The 20,830-nt window shown below is 32.3% G+C and carries 16 protein-coding genes, 2 pseudogenes and 1 riboswitch; of the genes and pseudogenes, 15 read left to right on the top strand and 3 right to left on the bottom strand.

What is annotated here, in order from left to right; genetic code table 11:
- The first annotated feature begins 217 nt into the window (after window positions 1-217).
- The 6 genes and pseudogenes from OEI98_RS11055 to OEI98_RS11020 all read left to right on the top strand — a co-directional run bounded on the left by OEI98_RS11055 (window position 218) and on the right by OEI98_RS11020 (window position 8,239).
- Complete coding sequence (locus tag OEI98_RS11055) at window positions 218-2,419, top strand: alpha-galactosidase (protein WP_266037920.1); 2,202 nt, start codon at window positions 218-220, stop codon at window positions 2,417-2,419.
- Window positions 2,412-4,643: pseudogene (locus OEI98_RS11040) on the top strand (glycoside hydrolase family 2 TIM barrel-domain containing protein). The gene OEI98_RS11055 and the pseudogene OEI98_RS11040 overlap by 8 nt, the downstream one beginning before the upstream one ends.
- 160 nt (window positions 4,644-4,803) lie before the next feature.
- Entirely contained in the window at window positions 4,804-5,553 is a 750-nt protein-coding gene (locus OEI98_RS11035) for an HlyD family secretion protein (RefSeq protein ID WP_266037916.1), read from the top strand.
- An 11-nt stretch (window positions 5,554-5,564) separates the two neighbouring features.
- The gene (locus OEI98_RS11030) at window positions 5,565-6,299 is read left to right on the top strand and encodes an ABC transporter ATP-binding protein (protein WP_004403492.1); all 735 of its coding nucleotides are present in this window, start codon (window positions 5,565-5,567) and stop codon (window positions 6,297-6,299) included.
- Window positions 6,292-7,416 (top strand): ABC transporter permease, encoded by a 1,125-nt coding sequence (locus tag OEI98_RS11025; RefSeq protein WP_266037912.1) that lies wholly within the window; start codon window positions 6,292-6,294, stop codon window positions 7,414-7,416. The genes OEI98_RS11030 and OEI98_RS11025 overlap by 8 nt, the downstream gene beginning before the upstream one ends.
- A 94-nt stretch (window positions 7,417-7,510) precedes the next feature.
- Complete coding sequence (locus tag OEI98_RS11020) at window positions 7,511-8,239, top strand: B-box zinc finger protein (RefSeq protein WP_004403496.1); 729 nt, start codon at window positions 7,511-7,513, stop codon at window positions 8,237-8,239.
- 114 nt (window positions 8,240-8,353) lie between these two features.
- On the opposite strand, the gene OEI98_RS11015 is transcribed toward OEI98_RS11020, so the two are convergent.
- Both OEI98_RS11015 and OEI98_RS11010 read right to left on the bottom strand, forming a co-directional pair.
- Window positions 8,354-8,587 (bottom strand): type II toxin-antitoxin system MqsA family antitoxin, encoded by a 234-nt coding sequence (locus tag OEI98_RS11015; RefSeq protein ID WP_004403501.1) that lies wholly within the window; start codon window positions 8,585-8,587, stop codon window positions 8,354-8,356.
- 444 nt (window positions 8,588-9,031) lie between these two features.
- Window positions 9,032-9,931, bottom strand: a complete 900-nt coding sequence (locus OEI98_RS11010; RefSeq protein ID WP_006569430.1) for an acetamidase/formamidase family protein — start codon at window positions 9,929-9,931, stop codon at window positions 9,032-9,034.
- Window positions 9,932-10,148: 217 nt separating this feature from the next.
- On the opposite strand from OEI98_RS11010, the gene OEI98_RS11005 reads away from it, so the two are divergent.
- The 3 genes from OEI98_RS11005 to OEI98_RS10995 all read left to right on the top strand — a co-directional run bounded on the left by OEI98_RS11005 (window position 10,149) and on the right by OEI98_RS10995 (window position 13,640).
- Window positions 10,149-11,474: an ATP-binding protein gene (locus OEI98_RS11005; protein ID WP_019907893.1), complete on the top strand. Its 1,326-nt coding sequence runs from the start codon at window positions 10,149-10,151 to the stop codon at window positions 11,472-11,474.
- Window positions 11,475-11,600: 126 nt separating this feature from the next.
- Window positions 11,601-12,245: a fructose-6-phosphate aldolase gene (gene fsa, locus OEI98_RS11000; protein WP_266040668.1), complete on the top strand. Its 645-nt coding sequence runs from the start codon at window positions 11,601-11,603 to the stop codon at window positions 12,243-12,245.
- A 96-nt stretch (window positions 12,246-12,341) separates the two neighbouring features.
- Window positions 12,342-13,640, top strand: coding sequence for an ABC transporter substrate-binding protein (locus OEI98_RS10995; RefSeq protein WP_004403509.1), 1,299 nt, complete (start codon window positions 12,342-12,344; stop codon window positions 13,638-13,640).
- Window positions 13,641-13,850: 210 nt separating this feature from the next.
- On the opposite strand, the pseudogene OEI98_RS10990 reads toward OEI98_RS10995, so the two are convergent.
- Window positions 13,851-15,511: pseudogene (locus tag OEI98_RS10990) on the bottom strand (peptidoglycan D,D-transpeptidase FtsI family protein).
- A 215-nt stretch (window positions 15,512-15,726) separates the two neighbouring features.
- A riboswitch (Fluoride riboswitch) is annotated at window positions 15,727-15,786 on the top strand.
- Window positions 15,787-15,838: 52 nt separating this feature from the next.
- Here OEI98_RS10990 and OEI98_RS10985 point away from each other — a divergent pair.
- The 6 genes from OEI98_RS10985 to OEI98_RS10960 all read left to right on the top strand — a co-directional run bounded on the left by OEI98_RS10985 (window position 15,839) and on the right by OEI98_RS10960 (window position 20,759).
- Complete coding sequence (locus OEI98_RS10985; RefSeq protein ID WP_266037905.1) at window positions 15,839-16,495, top strand: DUF6062 family protein; 657 nt, start codon at window positions 15,839-15,841, stop codon at window positions 16,493-16,495.
- Window positions 16,488-16,817: a hypothetical protein gene (locus tag OEI98_RS10980; RefSeq protein WP_266037903.1), complete on the top strand. Its 330-nt coding sequence runs from the start codon at window positions 16,488-16,490 to the stop codon at window positions 16,815-16,817. Before OEI98_RS10985 ends, OEI98_RS10980 begins: the two co-directional genes overlap by 8 nt.
- Window positions 16,814-17,239, top strand: coding sequence for a HEAT repeat domain-containing protein (locus OEI98_RS10975; RefSeq protein ID WP_266037901.1), 426 nt, complete (start codon window positions 16,814-16,816; stop codon window positions 17,237-17,239). Before OEI98_RS10980 ends, OEI98_RS10975 begins: the two co-directional genes overlap by 4 nt.
- Window positions 17,229-18,416 (top strand): MFS transporter, encoded by a 1,188-nt coding sequence (locus OEI98_RS10970; RefSeq protein ID WP_323053746.1) that lies wholly within the window; start codon window positions 17,229-17,231, stop codon window positions 18,414-18,416. The genes OEI98_RS10975 and OEI98_RS10970 overlap by 11 nt, the downstream gene beginning before the upstream one ends.
- Window positions 18,417-18,431: 15 nt before the next feature.
- Window positions 18,432-19,298, top strand: coding sequence for a hypothetical protein (locus OEI98_RS10965; protein WP_266037897.1), 867 nt, complete (start codon window positions 18,432-18,434; stop codon window positions 19,296-19,298).
- A gap of 141 nt (window positions 19,299-19,439) precedes the next feature.
- Window positions 19,440-20,759, top strand: a complete 1,320-nt coding sequence (locus OEI98_RS10960) for an ABC transporter substrate-binding protein (protein ID WP_266037895.1) — start codon at window positions 19,440-19,442, stop codon at window positions 20,757-20,759.
- The last annotated feature ends 71 nt before the right edge of the window (window positions 20,760-20,830 follow it).

The following is a 20,830-nucleotide window of genomic DNA, read 5'->3' as shown; positions in this document are numbered from 1 at the left end:
TTTCTAAATAATCCATAATAAGAATAAAATAATTGAATGAGTTGTTTAATATGTAAAAATAAAAATAGAAATCATAAAATAATTATAAAAATTTATCTTCCTTGAACTCATTGCCCAATTATAAAATGAAGTAATATCCAAGTAAAAAGTACCATAATTTATGAAAAAATTTGAGTTGTAAAAAAATTTAGTAACTAATTCGATAGGAGGACTTACTATGCCTATTCATTTTAATGATAAAACAAGAACCTTTCATTTAACAGCAAAAGATACAAGTTATATAATTCATGTTTTAAAAAACGACGCTGTTTTGCATGCATATTTTGGTAAAAAGATAAAGAACGCAAATATATATCACTTGTTAAAATTGCCTCATGTAAGTATAGATACTGATAATATTAACTTTGGAAATTATCTAATGTTAGATTTTTTGCCACAAGAGTATCCTGCGTATGGCAATACTGATTTTAGAAGTCCTGCGTATCAAATTCAGCTTGAAAATGGTTCTACTATTTCTGATTTAAGATACCTCTCTCACAAAATCTATAAAGGTAAACCTAAATTAGAAGGGCTTCCAGCTACTTTTGTTGAAAGTAAAGATGAAGCTGATACTCTTGAAATAGAGTTATATGATAAAGTAGCGAATTTAAAAGTAACTTTAATTTACACGGCATTTAGAGATTATGATGTTATCACAAGGTCAGTGAGATTTGAAAACATGGGAAAAGAAGACATAAAATTGTTAAGAGCTTTGTCTATGAATGTTGATTTTAGTGATGATAAGTTTGACATGCTTCAATTGTCAGGGGCTTGGGCGAGAGAAAGACATGTCATAAGAAAACCACTTACTCTTGGAGTTCAGTCTATTGAAAGCAGAAGAGGTGCAAGCAGCCATCAGCAAAATCCTTTTATAGCACTTTTAAGGAAAGACGCTGACGAATGGCATGGAGATGTTTATGGATTTAGCCTTGTTTACAGTGGCAATTTCTTGGCACAAGTAGAAGTGGATCAATATAATATGGCAAGAGTTTCTATGGGAATCAATCCATTTGATTATTCATGGCTTTTAAAGCCAGGTGAAACATTTCAAACACCAGAAGTCGTTATGGTTTATTCGGATGGTGGCTTAAATAAAATGTCAAATACCTATCACAAACTGTACAGAAATAGACTTATGAGAAGTAAATTTAAGGACAGAGAAAGACCAATTCTTATAAACAACTGGGAAGCTACTTATTTTGATTTTACAGAAGAAAAACTTAAAGAACTTGCTAAAGAAGCTAAAGATTTGGAGATTGAATTGTTTGTTCTTGACGATGGATGGTTTGGAAAAAGAAATTCTGACAATTCTTCACTGGGAGATTGGTTTGTAAATAAAGAAAAGATTCCAAGTGGTTTGGATGGCCTTGCAAAAGACATAAATTCTTTAGGTTTAAAATTTGGATTATGGATGGAACCAGAAAAGGTGTCTCCTGATAGTGATCTATATAGAAAGCATCCTGATTGGTGTATACATGTACCTGATAGGCCGAGAAGTGAAAGCAGAAATCAACTTGTGTTAGACTTGTCGCGAAAAGATGTACAAGATTATATTATAAAAGTAGTGTCAGATATTTTGGAAAGCGCCGACATAAGTTATGTAAAATGGGATATGAACAGAAATATGACAGAGATAGGGTCTGCACTTTTGCCGCCAGAGAGGCAAAGAGAGACTGCTCACAGATATGTTCTTGGACTTTACAGAATATTAGAAGAAATAACGACAAGGTTTCCTGATGTTTTGTTTGAAAGTTGTGCTGGTGGTGGCGGTCGTTTTGACCCTGGAATGCTTTATTACATGTCCCAGACTTGGACTAGTGATGATACAGATGCTGTGGAAAGACTTAAAATACAGCATGGTACAAGTATAGTTTATCCTCTTATTTCAATGGGAAGTCATATATCTGCTGTACCAAATCACCAAGTTCATAGGGTTACACCGTTAAAGATGCGTGCACATGTGGCAATGTCAGCCAATTTTGGCTTTGAACTTGATTTAACAAAATTGAGCAGTGAAGAAAAAGAGGAAATTAAAAAATATGTGGTGAAATATAAAGAAATTAGGAAACTTGTACAGTTTGGAGACTTTTATAGATTGCTAAGTCCTTTTGAAGGGAATGAAACTGCTTGGTTGATTGTTTCTGAGGATAAAAGAGAATTTTTGCTCTATTATTTTAGAATTTTGGGAGGAGCAAATGAACCTATTAAAAGACTTCGTCTAAAGGGAATAAATCCAGTTTTCAATTATGTTTTAGAAGATGATGATAGTGTATATTGTGGTGAAGAACTTATGTATGCAGGGATAGTAATTCCAGAACTTAAAGGGGACTTTCAGAGTATTATGATGCATTTTAAGGAGGAGAGTATTAAGAATGGGTAGAGAAGTATTGAATTTTAATGTAGATTGGTTATATATTCCTGAAGACTTAAATGATGCATATAAACTTGATTTTGATGAAAGCAATTTTGAATTTGTTAGTCTTCCTCATGCAAACAAGATATTTCCTCATCACTATTTTAAAGAGGAAGATTATAGGTTTGTTTAGTGGTATAGAAAGCACTTTAAACTAGATAGCAAATATGAGGGTAAAAAGGTTTATATTCATTTTGAAGGTGTTATGACTGTTGCGAAGGTTTATGTAAATGGCGAATTCGTAGGTGAGCATAAAGGAGGATATACCCCTTTTGAATTTAACATTACAGAATATGTCAAATATGGCGTTTTTGAAAATTTAATTGCTGTACAAGTGGATTCAAGAGAACATAAAGATATTCCCCCAGAAGGTTTTCTTGTAGATTATATGTTGTTTGGTGGAATATACAGAAATGTATGGTTGAAAATTTTAAATGAAACTTATATACAAGATGTTTATTTTGTTGTTGATAAATTGCAAGATTCTGTTGCGGAAATTTCAATTACTACAACCATCGAAGGTAAAGAGGTAAGAAATGCAAAAATATTGACAGAGGTTATAAATAAAGAAGGTGCTGTGTGTTCATCTTCTGTTACTGATGTTAAAGACATGCAAAAGGAGATTGTACAGCGAATAAAGATGGAGAATCCATTAACTTGGCATCCAGATCATCCGTATTTATATAATGTGTCTGTAAAACTTATTGCAGAGAATGAAATTTTAGATAATTATACTTTTAGAACAGGAATAAGGACTGTGCATTTTGGAGATGATGGCAAATTTTATATTAATGGTGAACCTTTAAAATTAAGAGGGTTAAACAGGCATCAGACTTTTCCTTATGTTGGCGGTGCTATGCCGGATAGGGTACAAAGAAAAGATGCAGATATATTAAAGTATGAATTGGGATTAAATTATGTTAGAACGTCACATTATCCACAGGCTGTTTCATTTTTGGATAGATGTGATGAAATAGGCTTGTTAGTTTTTGAAGAAATACCTGGATGGCAGCATATAGGCGATGAAAATTGGAAGAACATTGCAAAAGAGAATTTAAAAGAAATGATTTTAAGAGATAGAAATCATCCTTGTATATTTATGTGGGGTGTGCGAATAAATGAGTCTTTAGATGACCACGATTTTTATAAAGAAATGAATGAAATAGCTCATAAATTAGACAGGAGTAGACCAACAGGTGGTGTTAGATATTTAAGAGATAGTGAAAAACTTGAGGATGTATTTACATATAACGACTTTATATACAATTTAGAAGGCAAAATACAACTTCCAAATCACAGAAAGTATATGGTAACAGAATATATGGGACACATGTATCCAACAAAATCATATGATAATCTCAATCGTCTTATTACTCATGCAAGGTTGCATGCTCTTATCCAAGATAAACAATATGGGATGCCAAACATGGCTGGTGCATCAGGCTGGTGTGCATTTGATTATAATACCACAAGTGCTTTTGGTTCAGGAGATAATATATGCTATCATGGAGTCTGTGATATATTTAGACTTCCAAAGTTTGCAGCTCATTTTTACAGGAGCCAAGCTGACCCGCACTTATATGGACCCTATGTGTTTATAGCTTCGTACTTAATACCATCATTTGAGGAAGAGAACGGCGATAAATTGCTTGTATTTAGCAATTGCGAAGAAGTAGAACTTTATATAAATGATAAATTTGTGAAAAGACAAATGCCCAATAGAGTTGATTTTCCTAGTTTACCACATCCGCCTTTTGAATTTTCAATGAAGGAATGCGGAATCAACTATATGGAGGTAAGAGTTAATAATGCTTCTATTACTGCAGTAGGTTTGATAGACGGTAAGGAAGTAGCAAGACATACATTAAGGCCATATGGGAAACCACATAAATTAGTTCTTTCTTGTGACGATGAAGAGATTATGGCAGATGGCTCCGATTGTACAAGGGTTGTTATAAGTGTTGTGGATGAAAACGGCTCTATTCTCCCATATGCTAATATACCTGTATCATTTGAAATAGAAGGAGAAGGAAAACTGATTGGAGAAAATCCATTGGTATTAGAGGCTGGCAGAGGAGCAGTTTATATAAAATCAACACGAAAACCGGGAGAAATAATTTTAAAAGCTAAATCTCATTATGTATTAGAAGAAAGCAATGTGTCTATAAAAACTAAGTCAATAGGATATTAATAAACCCACCCTTTGGGGTGGGTTTTGTTTTGTGCTATCATGCAAATATAATCTGAGAGATTATAATATTGACAGATTTTTCTTAAATAAACTATAATGAAAACAAAATAATGAAAAGACTGTTAAGAGATATAGAAGATATAGGAGAGGAGCATTAAGTATGAAGAGACTATATTTGGCATTTATTATGTTAATTGCATTTAGCATCATTTCTTCAGGTTGTTCTAATTCAAATTCACAAGAAAATCTTTATACGGGAACAATAGAAGCCGAAACTTTGTATGTACAATCAGAGATATCTGGTCGTATCACTGATTTATATGTAAAAGAAGGAGATGAAATTAGAAAAGGAGATAAGATAGCTTTGCTTGATGTAAGTCAATATGAAGAACAAGCAAAAATAGCTAAAGCCAATTTGGAAATAGCGAAGTTAAAGTATGACCAAGTTAAAAATGGACCTAAGAATCAGGCTGATATGGCGAGATTAAACGTAGACCAAGCGCAAGCAAATTATGATTTAACTAACCTTATGATTAAAAAGGGAACAATAAATTCTCCGATTGATGGTACTATAACTAATATTTACATTAATGCTGGCGAAATAGCTATGGCGGGAGGAAATATTGCTCAAATATCTGATTTAAAGAATCTTTTTATAAAAATATACATACCAGAAAAGAATTTGCATAAAGTTTCTTTAAACCAAGAAGTAAGTATAAAAGTAGATTCTATAAAAGATTCAATTAAAGGAAAGATTACTTATATTTCACCAAACGGCGAATTCACTCCCAAAAACACTGTGACAAAGTCATCAAAAGAAGATGTAGTATACCAAGTAAAAGTTCAAATCCTTGATCACATAAAAAATTTAAAACCTGGAATGTTAGCAGATGTGATTATCAATGAATAGAAGGTGGAGCTATGGAATATGTTATAAATTTAAGAGAATTGACAAAACGATTTGGCAATATAACTGCTGTAGACAAGCTTACGTTACAAGTTCCGACTCATAAAATATTCGGCCTATTAGGGCCTAACGGTTCAGGAAAATCCACCACTATACGGATGATTTGTGGCATTTTAAAACCCACATCAGGAGAGGGAACTGTTCTAGGCTATGATATAGAAAAAGAAAGTGAAAAGATAAAAAAATCTATAGGGTATATGTCTCAAAAGTTTAGCCTTTACGAAGATTTAACTGTGAGAGAAAATTTAAATTTTTATGCGAGTGTGTATGGGATAAGTAAAAAAGAGATGAAACTAAGAATCAAAGAAGTTCTTGATATTGTTGGATTAGGGGAGAGAGGAAAGCAAATTGCTGGTACATTATCAGGAGGATTGAAGCAGAGGCTTGCTTTAGGCTGTGCCATATTACATAATCCTAAATTGCTTATACTTGATGAACCTACATCAGGAGTAGACCCTTTATCAAGAAGAATGTTTTGGGATATCATAAAAAGTCTTGCTAATGATGGTATGTCAATTTTATTGACTACTCATTATATGGAAGAAGCAGAAATATGTGACCTCACAGCTTTTATGTTTAATGGAAAGTTGATGGCTTTTGGTACCCCCTATGAGATAAAAAGAGAAAATAATCTTGATTCGCTTGAAGATGTCTTTATTAAATACGTAAGGATGATGAATAATGAATAAGACGAGGCTTTTTGCAATCATTAAAAAAGAAATTATACATATAAAAAGAGACAGGATAAGTTTAGTTATTTCATTTATTATGCCTATTACAATGCTTTTGCTCTTTGGCTATGCTGTTGCAACAGAAGTTGACCATATACCAATGGCAGTTTTTGACCAAAGCAAGACCTATGAAAGCAGAAGCTATATTGAAGCATACAAAAATTCACTGTATTTTAATCCGGATTTTTATGTAAGCAGTATAGAGGAGTTAAATCGTTTGCTGGATGAAGGAAAGGCAAAAGCAGGTCTTATTATACCGCCGGATTTTTCACAGTATAAAGTGAAAATGGTGAAGCCTTTACTTAAAATTGATGGTTCTGATCCTACAACAGCAAGGACTGCTTTATCAAGTGGTATTATGGTATCTCAAATGTTTTCAAACAATATTGTACAAAAAGAATTGAAAGTCAAAGGCATGAAAATGCCTTCCATTGGAATAGACCTTTCTACAAAAGTAGAATACAATCCAGAACTCAACACGCAAGTGTTTACAATTCCGGGGCTTTTAGGCCTTATAATGCAAAACATCACCATAATATTGACGGCTTTTGCGCTTGTGAGAGAAAAAGAAAGGGGTACAATAGAACAATTGATTGTAACCCCTATAAAATCTTCAGAATTAATGATTGGAAAACTTTTACCTTACATTCTAATTGGTTACACAGATTTTTTAATGGTTTTAGGGCTTAGCATGTATTGGTTTGGCGTTCCTGTTAGAGGTAATATATATCTATTGCTTTTATTAGGACTTGATTTTATAACCTGTGCTCTTGCAATAGGAATACTTATCTCAACAGTAGCGCAGACTCAAACCCAAGCAATGCAGGGGGCATTTTTCGTATTGCTTCCAACCATAATATTGTCAGGATTTATATTTCCGAGGGAACAAATGCCTACTGTTATAAGAGCAATTGGAGATATTTTTCCACTTACATATTTTCTAGTTATTTTGAGAGGGATAATAATAAAGGGTATTGATGCTTCTCTTCTTGTACATCAAATAGTGATAATTACTCTTATGTCAGTTTTTCTTTTGACAGTGGCTATATTGAGATTTAAAAAGAGACTGGACTAAACCTGAAAGAGTATTTATTACGGAGAAAGTTTTTATGGTAAAATTAACGTAGAACAAAAAGTATTTAAAATTTTTTTGGAAAGGAAGAATTTTTATGAAAGGGACTTGCTATTTTTGTAAGAAGGAATTTGAAAAATCTTCAATGTTGAGACATATTCTTTCATGTAAGAGTATGAAGGAGTATTTTTCAAAGCTGTCAGATGAAGAAGGGATAAAGGAAAAGGAAGTTTTTATTTTAAGCGTATATCCTAAATATGATTCATCACTTTATTGGCTATATGTTTCTGTGGATACAAAAGCTACCTTAAGAGATATTGACAAGTTTTTGCGTGATTTTTGGCTTGAGTGTTGTGGACATTTGAGCCAATTTAAAATTGATGGTGAAATATATGATGTAAATCCAAGAGGGTGGTTAGATGAACCTTTCTTTTTTGGACCAAAACCGAAAAGTATGAACTATAAATTAGAAAATGTTATAACGGAAAACATGAAGTTTGACTATGAGTATGATTTTGGTTCAACCACTCACTTGGAATTGAAAGTTTTAAAAAGACAATTACTTCCACAGAAAAAGAAAATAGTTGTTTTGGCACAAAATATTGCCCCAATTTACTATTGTGATAATTGTCAAGAAAAAGCTGAATATTTTTGCTATGAATGTGGAGAATTTTTGTGTGAAAATTGTGTAGAAGAACATTTATATCATGAGGAAATGATAGAGAAAATTGCGAATGGCATTGCAAATTCTCCTCGTAATGGTGTTTGTGGATATGGCTTTCAAGATATGTCTTCTATGATGAAAAAATATTTACCTACGGAGTAGATGCTGAAATATAGTTTAATAATATAATCATATTTAAATTTAGTTAAAAAATTTAAGACTATAGCCCCCCACTTTTTGTTGTATATAAAAAGTGGGGGTTGTGCTCATTTATATTTATCCTTCCTTATATTCAAATACAGGAACTTCAATAATTTTTTCTGGTACTGCTTCATAAAAATATTCATCAAGCTTTAGCATAGTTTCTGCATCAAAATATTTTTCTCCACATTCTTTACACACCCATGCTGGAACATTTTCTACAACAATAAGTTTTCCATTAATCCATTTTTCGAGTGTAACTTTTGTTTTTATTAGTTCTTCACAACCACACTTAAAACATTTATTCATAATACTTGCCTCCTCTCGTTCTCTCGTCTATCCATATCCAGAAGTATCAAAAAAGATTTTTGAATGGGTATAAGAAAAGCGAATGCAAAATACCCCACTTTTGTATTAATTATAAAGTGGGGTTACAACTTAAACGTTAAAGAAATATTTTACACATTAAGTTCTTCTGGCTTACGTTTTAATATAAATTTTAATATGATGTAGTAAATTATTCCCATTAAAATCCATGCAGCGCCAAGGATTTTGGCATGTACATTAAGGCTTATCCATACATAGAAGATAACTAAAAAACCTAAAATTGGAGATATTAAGTGTTTCCATATATTGCTAGAATGATTCTTTATCATAAAATATGTTATAACAGTGATGTGAAGAACTAAAAACGAAGTTAAAGCTCCATTCTATAATGATGTATCATTCTTGTTTTCCATAGATTTTCCTCCCTTAGAACACTATGTTATAGCTATCCAATACCCAGTTTGGCAAACTAAAGCGTGCAGTTTTAAGTGGATCTACTACTTGTGAAATCTGTACATTTCCTGCTATGCTAAAAAGTGTAGCTATCTCCTCTATTGATAATTTGGTAAAACTTTGAAATAGATTTGCCATATCGTGAACTGCTATTTTTACTGCTTTATCCAAAGATTCATCTGATGCTATTGTTGCTGTTACCTCTGGTGTTTTTACGAGTGGATTTACAAGTTTTAAATTTTTTACAACTCTAACTTCTACTGTAACTGAGCCAGCTACTTCTACGCCTGATACACCTACTTCTCCATCTCCCATTACAGCGTGTAAGTCTCCCAAAGCTAACAACGCACCTTCTACAAATACGGGTAAATAAAGTTTTGAACCTTCACCAATAAGTGAAGTGTCCATATTTCCACCATGAGAACCAGGTGTTCCACAGTTTATATTGCCTTCTCTTGGTGAAACGCCAATTACTCCTATCATAGGTTTAATTGGAATAGAAATTTTTTCATCAAAAATAATTTTCCCATCTTTTATATTAACCACTCGGGAATACAGTCCATCCATTAAATCACCCAATACTCCTAGGTCTTTACCTGTTGCCACTACACCTTTATCAGCTATTTCAATATTTTTAATTGTGACTTCCAAAACATCTCCTTCTTTAGCTCCTTCAACATAAATAGGGCCTGTTGCAGGGTTTACTTTGTTCCAATCCATTTGTTCTAATTTATCCTCATTTGTTTGGATTTGATTTGAAAAGCAATCCAAAGTCTCAATTTCTATTTCGTCTCCATCTTTTACAAAAAGTGCAGTTTTATAGTCTTTTGAAAAACTAAATATGTGGTTTTCTTTAGATAATTTGTGTATCATATTCTCAATCCCCTTTTTTTAAATAAATCGTAAGAACATTATACTATCTGTGAAAACTCATGCTCAAGTTATAACTTTTTATTTATTAAAAGCTTTTAGTATAATTACAAAAAATTTACATTTAAATACTAAGATAGATTTATTTTTTTGTGATATAATTTTAGTAAAATAAAAAGATAAAGTATTTTTTAAAGCTATCATGTAGGAGATGATGCTGTTGGATAATAAAGAAAAAGTGAAGAATATTCTAAATAAGCTGAATGAAATAGTAATTTACAGGAATGTTATTAATAACAGTTTGATAAGAAAAGCAATTAAAATTTTTCAAGAGCTATTAAAAGAAAAACCCTCTATTGAGCTTATTTATGCTGAATATAGCAGTTTTTACAAAGATATTACTGAATGTGCTTTTAAAAAGAGAATTTATAAAAACATTTGGCCTACTTTTTTAGCAGAAGAAATTGCTTACGATGAAAACCCCTTTAGCCGTATTTCAGAAAAATATGGTTTTGATGCCGTAAGCGATTTAATGATTGAGGCTGTCGAAAAAGAAATAGGGATTTTAAAGGAATTTTGCTCTATAAACATAGCGGAAAGCATAAATAATTTATTAAATACGGAATTGCCTGACTTTGAAAGGTATGTTGATGGGAGCTTTTTCAAGTCAAAAATTAGTTTCACGGAAATTGTCAACACTAGTCACACATTAAAGGGTTTATGGGAACTGAAAGAAGATAAATTTGCTGAATATCTATCTGATTATTACCATTCAAACGGCTGTGGCATTTTTGGTAAGTATAAAGCTTTTCGATGGGTTACAGAAAATGGGTCAGGACAATTAAAAGGAATAGAAAATGTTGACCCTATAACCTTTGAGGATTTGATAGGATATGAAGAAGAACACAAAATAGTTATAGAAAATACGAAAGCTCTCTTAAAAGGTTTTCCTGCAAATAATGTGCTTTTATACGGCGATAAAGGTACTGGAAAGTCTTCTACTATTAAGGCTTTGCTCAATGAGTTTTACAAAGAAGGCTTGAGGCTTATAGAAATTAATAAAAATGATGTAAAAGATTTGTCATACATAATTGATATAATTAAAGACAGAGGAATGAAATTTATATTGTTTTTTGACGATTTATCTTTTGATGAAAGTGAAGTGGAATATAAAGAACTTAAGTCAGTATTAGAAGGTGGAGTAGAGATTTTACCTTCAAATGTAGTAATTTATGCGACGTCAAATAGAAGGCATATTGTCACAGAGAATATAGAGGACAATGAACTTCATAATACAGATGCAAGAGAAGAGAAACTTTCTTTAAGTGATAGATTTGGAATAACTGTTACGTTTGTTTCGCCCAGCCAAGAAGAGTATTTAAAAATTGTTAAAGGATTAGCTCAAAAGCACAACATAGAAATAGAATGGAATTTCTTAAAAGAAAAAGCATTACAATGGGCTATATGGCATAATGGAAGGTCTCCAAGAAGTGCAAAACAATTTATAGACCATTTAAGGTATGAGTTATCTAAGAATACTGTTTGAGTTTTTGAAGGCTTGCTTTACAGATAAAATAAAATTGCATAACTATAAAGCATGGCTTTTAATTTTTGAAAATTAGATATATAATAAAGGTAAATAAATTTGATAACGGAGGGATGAAGTGATGAAATTTTTCTTGACACTGCAAATGTTGACGAAATAAGAGAAGCTAATGCATTAGGTGTAATATCAGGTGTTACTACAAACCCATCTCTTATTGCCAAAGAAGGAAGAGATTTTATTGAGGTAGTAAAAGAAATTACTCAAATTGTAGATGGTCCTATAAGTGCAGAAGTTATAAGCGATGACCATGAGGGTATGATTAAGGAAGCAAGAGAATTGGCAAAGATACATAAAAATATAGTAATAAAAATTCCTATGACGGCTGAAGGGTTGAAAGCAGTAAATGTTCTTTCAAAAGAAGGAATTAAAACAAATGTGACGCTAATATTTACAGCAAATCAAGCTTTATTAGCAGCTCGTGCAGGTGCGACATATGTAAGTCCTTTTGTAGGAAGGCTTGATGATATAAATACAGATGGCTTGCAGATTATTGAGGATATTGTTACGATATTCAATAATTACGACATAGATACAGAGATAATAACTGCAAGTGTAAGACATCCTATACATGTTTTACAGGCGGCAAAACTAGGGGCACATATAGCGACAGTACCATATAAAGTGCTCATGCAGATGGTAAAACATCCGTTGACAGATGCGGGAATAGAAAGATTCAAAGAGGATTGGAGAAAAGCAGGGCTTAAAATATAAATTGATAAAAAAGCAGGGTAGAATTAGGAAAGCTATCCTGCTTTTTAAGTTATTTAAGAGTAATTTTGAGAATATAGATAGTAAGAGGTGGTTAATGTGAGAAAGCCTTTTACTATTTTCTTATATTTGTTAGTGATATTTTTTCTTATATATTGGCCTTACTATATGAATCTTTATGAAAAAGAACAAATACAAGAAAAAAATCAGGTAGAAGAGGAGTTTAGAGGAATAATTACTTTTTGGGATTTCCCTCATCCTTCAATAGGAGACCCGGGAGGATTTGAATTTATAAAAAAGAAAATAGAATTATTTCAGTACAAATACCCGGGTGTGGTAATAGATTTTGAGCCTCTTTCATACAAAGACGGATATGAAAAACTGATTAACTCTTCTAAAGATGGCTCTTTGCCAGATATTTTACCTGTTGGGGCAGATTTTTATTTTATTTCAAAGGATTATTTAAGTCCTATCAATAAATATGTAGATGAAGCGTTTAAGAAGCAATACAAGGAAGGCGTTATTGATGCTATAAGTTATAAAGGCAATATTTATGGAATGCCTTTAGGAATGTATACTAATGTTCTTTTTTTAAATGTTGATATGTTTGCCGAAAAAGAAATTCAATTGCCTGAAAATGGGGAATGGAATTACGAAGAATTTGTTGATAGTATGGCAAAACTCACCTACACTGAAGGGAAAAAGGATAAAAAATATTTTTATGGATTAGGTCTTTCTCTCGCGCCTTATAGCTATAATTTATGGGGGTTTTTACTTTTAGATGGTGCGAGGGCTTTTGACAAAGAAAAGTATTCTTTTTTTGGCCCTCAAGCAGTTTCAGGGGTGCAAAAAGTTTTGGATTTATTCAATAAATATAAGGTGGTCAATCCTGTTTCACTTGAGGGAGACAGAGAAAAATTATGGCAAGACTTTATTACTACTAAAAACACTGCTGTATTAATAGAAGAAAGCTATAAAATAGCACAGCTTAAAAATTTACAGTCAAAAGGAAAGCTGTTTGAGTTTGATGTAGCGATGTATCCTGAAGGGGAAAGCGGCATCCCACTGACATTATCACCTAAAATATATGCCTATGGTATAAAGAAAGAAAAGGATGAAAAAAAGCTTGAAATGGAATATAAGTTTATAAAGTTTATTACAGAAGACCAACAAAAGGTAATTGAATTAGGTTATGTACCAGTTAAAAAAGACAAAATTATTGAAGACGATAAAATGAAAAGAATTGAATTAGCTACTAATTATACAAATATTATCCCACAATTTGGTGGATGGAGTAAAATAAACAACACAGTGATAGAAAAAATAAAAGAAGGGATAAAGAATAACAAAAATGCCTTTGATATAACAGAGGAAATAAAAAACAGTGTGAGTCAGTAAAGGGTATTTATAGTTTTTTTCTTATTATGATGATAGGCTTGGACACTTTCTTTTTATTGGCATATACTTTCTTTATCCCCTTTAATGTGACACATTTAATGAAGAGTTTCTTTCAAAGAGAAAAAATGCTTTTGAATAATAGGGCCGTTATTTAATATAACTTTTTTACCATCCTATTTTTTTATTGGTGTGCTAAATAAACTGGTATTATTATTTTTTTACTGTATCGTAATATCTAAGAGTGTCTCTTAATATTTCCTGGGCTATTGGCGCGGCTACTTCTCCTCCCATATACCCATTTTGCGTAGGATTTTTAACAAGAACTAATACGGCAATTTTTGGGTTTTCAACTGGTGCAAATCCAGCAAATGATGCTACGTATTTTCCTGGAGCATAATTTTCCGTTGTACCTGTTTTTCCACCTACTGTATAGCCAGGTACTTGTGCTGTTTGAGCAGTGCCTTCTGTTACTGTTTTTTCAAGTATATACTTCATTGTATCGGAAGTTTTTTAGAAATTACCTGTCTGACTATTTGAGGTTTATATTCTTTAATTATTTTATCTCCCTCTTCAATATATTTTACAATATGTGGAACCATGAGGTTTCCACCGTTTATTACAGCGGAAAAAGCCGTAATCATTTGAATAGGAGTCACGGCAATTCCCTGACCAAATGACATAGTGGCGAGGTCTACGGGGTATACTTTTGACTTTAGCAAAATCATTCCACTGGCTTCGCCGGGCAGTTCAATCCCCGTAGGCGAGCCAAAACCAAAAGCATATATGTATTTATAAAAAGTGTCAAGGCCTAAACGTTCTACCACCTGCATAAAAACTGTATCACTTGATTTTTCAATAGCTTGCGAAAAAGTTATATCTCCCAAAACTGTCCAACTTCTAATTTTTCTACCGGAGACTATATAATACCCAGGGTCATAGAATTTTTCGTCTGGCGTAACTACAGCTGATTCTAATGCTGCAGAAGCGGTTATCACTTTAAATACCGAACCGGGTTCGTAAATACTTGATATTGCAGGATTTGACCAATATTCTTGTGAAGGTACATCTTGCGGATTATTTGGGTCAAAATCAGGCAAGTTAGCCATTGCAAGTATTTCACCCGTTTTTGGATTCATAACTATTGCTGTTATACCATCGTGCGGTTTATACTTTTCATAGCCATTTTTTATAGCTTTTTCTGTATAACTTTGTATTACAGAATCAATTGTGAGGACAATATTATCACCATTTGTAGGTTTGTAAAGCTTGCTTGGGACTCCTACTTTTCTACCTTCTGCATCAACAAGAGAGATTTCACGACCAGGTACACCACTTAAGTATTTATCTAAAGAATATTCAAGGCCATACAAACCGTTGCCATCAATTCCTGCAAAACCTAATACTTGTGATAGCATTTTGCCGTTGGGATAGTTTCTCATAAAAGTATCTTCTACATATATGCCTGGTATGTTAAGACTTTTTATTTTATTTATATTTTCAAGAGGAATGGACCTGCCAAGTACAGCCCATTCTGATTTTTTATTTGAAAGAATTTTATAAAGTGAATCTTTGTCCATATTTAAATATTTATAGAGTTCTTCAGAAACTTTTTCTGGGTTTTTTATAAATTTAGGAGCTGCAAATACATCTCCTGCTGGAACATTACAGGCAAGTATATTCCCGTTTACATCATAAATATTGCCCCGTTGAGGCTTTAATATGATATCAGCAGTACTTTGCCTTTCGACTGCCATTGCAAGTTTTTCGGAGTTTATACCCTGTATCCATATAAGCCTTACAATAAGGGCGAAAAACATGATAGTAAGAAAGACGAATATAGTAAATGTTCGTTTTTTTACATATGATGTCAATTTTATTCTAACCCCTTTTTATAAAGATTTTGTTTATCCAATATAATTATACCATAGATATTTTGTGGTATAATTAGATAAAAAGATAAAAATAATTAAGCTTTATTAAATGCTAAGCAAAAATCATAAATCCAAACCGAAAAACAGTCTTTAATATGTAGCCTTTTCACTTGTATTTTTGTTTAAAAAATGTATAATATTATTATAGAGAAAAATTAAATGACGGTGATGAAGCTCACCTTATTGCCGTGAAGGCTAATGGCTTCTACGCGCTTTCGTAGAAGCCATTTTTGTTTATTTGACAAAAAAGAGAGGATGAGAATCTGCATGAAGTTAGAATTTATTCCATTGTATGAGGTTTTTGAAAAATATAAGGGAGGTTGTCCAATATGCAAGGTTATAAAAGACGAAGAAAAAGCCTATTGTGAGCATTTGTTTGAAGATGAGGTTTTAAAAGACCCTGAAATGTATGTCAAAATAAGAGAGACAAATTTTTGCCATTATCATTTGGAATTATTGAATAATTCATATGATAAATTGGGTTTGGCAATTGCATTAAAAGCAAATATCAGTTATAAATTGCAGCAAATCAGGGAAAAACAAAAATCTTCAAAGAAAAAAAGGAAAAAAGAAGCAAAAAACAAATGCCTTATTTGTGATTATTTAAGTGAAAGAGATAAATACCAGATGCATATATTGATAGATATTTTACATGCTGATAAAGATTTTGTTGAAAGGCACAGTGAAGGCTTGTCTAGATTATGTTTCCACCACCTGAATATGCTTATGGAAGTTGCAAAGGATATTACACCGCAAATTGAGAAAATATTTAAAATAAATGAAGCTGCAATTGAAAAGAATATAAGTGACCTTGAATGGTTTATAACAAAATTTGATTATAGATTTCATGATGAACCGTGGTATGACTCTAAGGATTCAATTGAAAGAGCATTGAAATTATTAAAGGGTGGTTATTATGATTAAAATTTCTTTTGACATTACTGAAGAAAGTTTTGAAGAAATTAGGGAATTAATTGAGAATTTTAAAAAAGATGGTTTTACAGAAGAAGACGCATATAGAGCTATTTTTGAAATGGGGATTAAAGCATATCAAATAGAACGGGATAATCCTAATGAAGATGACTTAAGAAGACAGCTTATTTCTATGGCGTCTAAATACTCTGCAATGAAATTTAAAAATTTCCAGTTGATGCGTGACAACCAAACACTTGAAATAAGATTAAAAGGTTATGAGTCTGAAAATAGATATCTTAAAAAAACTTTAGGTATAAGGGTTGATGAATGATGAGATATATATGTCCTGTGTGTTTTAAAATAGCTGAAATTGGAGAAGAAAAGTGTTCCAACTGTGGCTATGATTTTAAAAATATATCAAATGATGATTACAGTGACAAACTCATAAAAGCCATAAATCATCCGGATTATAATGTCGCTTATATGGCAGCAAAAATAATTGGAGAACTTAAAATAAAGAAAGCAGAAAAAGTATTGATAGAACATTTACGCAATAATGGGGGTAAAAAAGACCCATATATTGAACAGATTATTGTTTGGGCTCTTGGAGAGATTGGCGGAGAAGAGTCTCACAGGTTTCTTTTAGAAAACAAAGATAAATTCTCAGTTTTAACAAAAAATATCATTGAAAATTCTTTGGAGAAGATTAAAACAAGAGTGGCAAATAAGGAAGGTGAGTCAATTGGAAAATAAAGAAATAAAAAACAACGTGAATAATAACATTAAAGTCTTGGGTTGGGTTGCATTTTTTGGTGGATTAAGTCAGGATATGATTGTACCTATTTTGCCTACTTTTTATACGCAGATTCTAGGACTGAGTAAAGAAATGGTAGGTTTAATAGAGGGAAGTGTCACTACAGTTGTAAGCCTTATGAGAATAATATCCGGAATAATTTCAGATAAAATTGGAAAAAGGAAATCTATTGTGTTTATTGGATATCTATTCTCTGCCATTGGAAGAGTATTACTGCCATTGACGAATGGTGCTGCAATGGTTTTTGGGTTGAGACTTGTTGATGGTATTGGAAAAGGTACAAAAGATGCGCCGAGAGATGCACTTGTTGCAAAATCTTCTAAAATGAAAAATATGGGCTTTTCGTTTGGATTTCAAAGAATGCTTGACACATTAGGTTCTTTCCTTGGGCCATTGATTACTGCCGGTTTAATGCTCTTGTTTGCCAAATATATAGATTCTATAAAGTTCAGATTAATATTTTTGATTGCTGGTCTTGTAGCTTTTATCACAATAATCCTCATAGGTTTATTTGTAGTGGAGCAAAAGGGCGAAAGAATAAGTTCATCTTTCAAATTAGATTTGTCTGTTTTTAAGGGAAAATTTCTGCTGTTTTTCATTGTAATGCTAGTTTTTACGCTTGGCAACAGTAGTGATGCATTTTTGATTCTAAGAGCTCGCAGTGTAGGTGTAAGCGAATCGACGATACCGATAATTATAGCTATGTTTAATCTGTTTTATGCGTTGTTGTCAGTACCGAGTGGAGTATTGTCTGACAAAATAGGAAGAGTTAATGTAATCAGGTTAGGCTGGATTATTTATGCAGTTACATATCTCGGTTTTGCATTAGCAAAATTGCCGTGGCATATTTGGGTTTTGTACGCGATATATGGAGTTTACTATTCAACAACGGAAGGTGTTGCAAAGTCTCTTGTTGCACATATAGTCGATGATAGTAATAGAGGAACTGCATTTGGGCTGTATAATGCATCGATGGGACTACTCGCACTTCCCGCAAGTTTTATTGCTGGATATTTGTGGGATAAAGTATCTCCTGCTGCACCCTTTTACTTTGGAGCATTATGTTCCATAATGACAGTTATTTTAATAACACTGTTTAAAATTGAAAAAAGTTAAAAGGGGGTGAGAGAAATGCCGTCGGATATAAATTCCTGGGCAAGAACTATAAAAGACTACAGTGAAATTCCTGAAATGTTTAAATCTTATTACGATAAAAACTTTAAAGATTCGACGCGTTTTTTAAATGCTGTATATGCTCCTGCTGATAGCTGGGGTAGAAGAAAGACAAACGATAAACTCATGTTCTTGTATGAAAATAATGTGGTTTTTCTCGAAAAAATGAAAAATAGTATTAATGCTGTTTCGTATCCTATTGAAAATATTAATTACATTGAAAATGGGTCTATATTGTTATATTCATGGCTAAAAATAAATGGGAACATAGAAGGTGAAACGAGGTCATTTGTGCTTGAGTACAACACTGTTGTCGAAAATATATTTAAGCCTATAATTGAAAAATTACGTATATTATTATGTGACATAGAAACGTATGATAAGGAAAAAGAAATAGATGACTTTGATTGTTTGAGGGATATAAATTACAAGTTTATGAATCATGCAAAAAAAGCTGTATTGAATGGAGAAAAAGTAATAGATTTTTTATATCAACGGGAAATAAAAGTACCATACCTAAAATTTTTTACAAGAATAAAATCCACTTCTCATATGATTATATTTACAAATAAAGAATTAATAATATTAGAAGAAGAAAATGTAAAGTCTACAAAAGATGCAAAGTATGGTGGTATATGGATTTACATTCCTGTACATAAGATTTTAAATGCGTACATTGATGAGGAAGAAACTGGGTTTTTAAATTTATCTATTAATGTATCTGGCTCTAATGTTTTTAAGTCACGATTTGAATTTTCACAAAAGGAAAAGGTAGAACGATTAGTTGAACAAATTAATAAAATAGCAAGATATAACCTATTATAATTATTAATAAGTTTCAAAAATGTCAACCGTATTATAAACGGTTGACATTTTATCAAAAAATTTATGTCAAACGGTTGACATATAAAAATTAATCAAGTATAATAAGAGTAAATCAAAAAAATTTAAAGAAAGGGGATTGTCATGAAGAGAAAAATTTTATCCATTATGTTGACGTTTGCATTGATTTTTTCGCTCATGGCAGGCTGTGGTACAAAAAGCAGCAATAATGGAGAAAGTAATAGTACTGCCACGGCAACAAAGACTGTAAAAATTACTTTGCTAAATTCTAAGGCGGAAAGTCAGGCTCAATTAGAAGAGGTAGCTAAAATTTTTACAAAAGAAAATCCGAATATTATAGTAGAAGTCATTCCTACAGCAGCTGATCAGACGCCTTTTGAAAAGGTTATATCAATGTATGCAGCTGGGAATGCACCGACAATGGCAATGATAGATCCGGGTGAGGTATCGAAATTCAAAGATAAGTTCCTAGATTTAAGCGGTGAAAAATGGGTTTCAGATGCGATAGATGGTGCTTTAAATGCAGCTACAGTGGATGGAAAGGTTATAGCGTTCCCATTTGCTGTTGAAGGATATGGACTTATTTACAACAAGGCTGTACTGGACAAGGCTTTTGGTGGAAACTTTGATCCGAGTTCAATAAGGACGCGAGATGCTTTGGAAGAAGCATTTAAAAAAGTAGAAGCAACAGGTGTTAAAGCAATAGCAATTCCTCCAATGGATTGGTCTTTAGGCGGACATTTCCTTCCAATAGCATATACAGCCCAATCTAAAGATCCTGCTCAAGTAGCTCAATTTTTATCAGACTTAAAAGCTGGAAAAGTTGATTTAGCAAATAATAAAGTGTTTAATGGTTTAATGGATACTTTTGACATGATGAAAAAGTACAACATAGATAAAGATGACCCATTATCTGCGACTTACGAGAGAGGACCACAACTTATTGGTAAAGGTGAAGTTGGATTTTGGTTTATGGGAAATTGGGCATGGCCACAGATAAAAGAATTTGATACTGCAAATGAACAATACGGCTTTATACCTGTACCAATTAGCAATAACCCAGATGACTATGGTAATTCAGGTATACCTGTAGGTGCTACAAAATTTATTGGTATAGATAAAACACAAAATAATGTTGAGCAGCAAGAAGCTGCTAAGAAATTTTTAGATTGGTTAGTATACAGCTCTACAGGTCAAGATATGCTTGTGAACAAACTTAACATTATACCTGCATTTAAGAACATAACTTTACAGCCACAAAACCCACTTGCTAAATCTATTCTGCAGTATGTTAAAAGTGGCAATACTTTAGAGTTTATGACTACATTACCGCCAGATCACTGGCCAAACGTAGGAGCTTCAATGCAGAAGTATTTGGCAGGTAAAATTGATAGAAAAACCTTGATTGATGAAATAGAAAATTATTGGAAAAATGTTCAATAATACGTAAGATTTGATTGAATAGCGGATAGAATGTTATTGTCTATCCGTTATTCAATATAAAAGTAAAGGAG

Origin of the sequence: Thermoanaerobacter sp. RKWS2 (genome assembly GCF_026240795.1) — a bacterium.
In the GTDB taxonomy this organism is placed as follows: Bacteria; Bacillota; Thermoanaerobacteria; order Thermoanaerobacterales; family Thermoanaerobacteraceae; genus Thermoanaerobacter; species Thermoanaerobacter ethanolicus.
Note: the sequence above shows the minus strand (reverse complement) of the source record. Positions and strands in the feature narration are given on the sequence as shown.

Excerpts from the sequence above, each read along its gene's own strand:
- OEI98_RS11055 (WP_266037920.1), top strand. The coding sequence starts at position 218 with ATGCCTATTCATTTTAATGATAAAACAAGAACCTTTCATTTAACAGCA.
- OEI98_RS11035 (WP_266037916.1), top strand. The coding sequence starts at position 4,804 with ATGAAGAGACTATATTTGGCATTTATTATGTTAATTGCATTTAGCATC.
- OEI98_RS11030 (WP_004403492.1), top strand. The coding sequence starts at position 5,565 with ATGGAATATGTTATAAATTTAAGAGAATTGACAAAACGATTTGGCAAT.
- OEI98_RS11025 (WP_266037912.1), top strand. The coding sequence starts at position 6,292 with ATGAATAAGACGAGGCTTTTTGCAATCATTAAAAAAGAAATTATACAT.
- OEI98_RS11020 (WP_004403496.1), top strand. The coding sequence starts at position 7,511 with ATGAAAGGGACTTGCTATTTTTGTAAGAAGGAATTTGAAAAATCTTCA.
- OEI98_RS11015 (WP_004403501.1), bottom strand. The coding sequence starts at position 8,587 with ATGAATAAATGTTTTAAGTGTGGTTGTGAAGAACTAATAAAAACAAAA.
- OEI98_RS11010 (WP_006569430.1), bottom strand. The coding sequence starts at position 9,931 with ATGATACACAAATTATCTAAAGAAAACCACATATTTAGTTTTTCAAAA.
- OEI98_RS10985 (WP_266037905.1), top strand. The coding sequence starts at position 15,839 with ATGAAGTTAGAATTTATTCCATTGTATGAGGTTTTTGAAAAATATAAG.
- OEI98_RS10980 (WP_266037903.1), top strand. The coding sequence starts at position 16,488 with ATGATTAAAATTTCTTTTGACATTACTGAAGAAAGTTTTGAAGAAATT.
- OEI98_RS10975 (WP_266037901.1), top strand. The coding sequence starts at position 16,814 with ATGATGAGATATATATGTCCTGTGTGTTTTAAAATAGCTGAAATTGGA.
- OEI98_RS10965 (WP_266037897.1), top strand. The coding sequence starts at position 18,432 with ATGCCGTCGGATATAAATTCCTGGGCAAGAACTATAAAAGACTACAGT.
- OEI98_RS10960 (WP_266037895.1), top strand. The coding sequence starts at position 19,440 with ATGAAGAGAAAAATTTTATCCATTATGTTGACGTTTGCATTGATTTTT.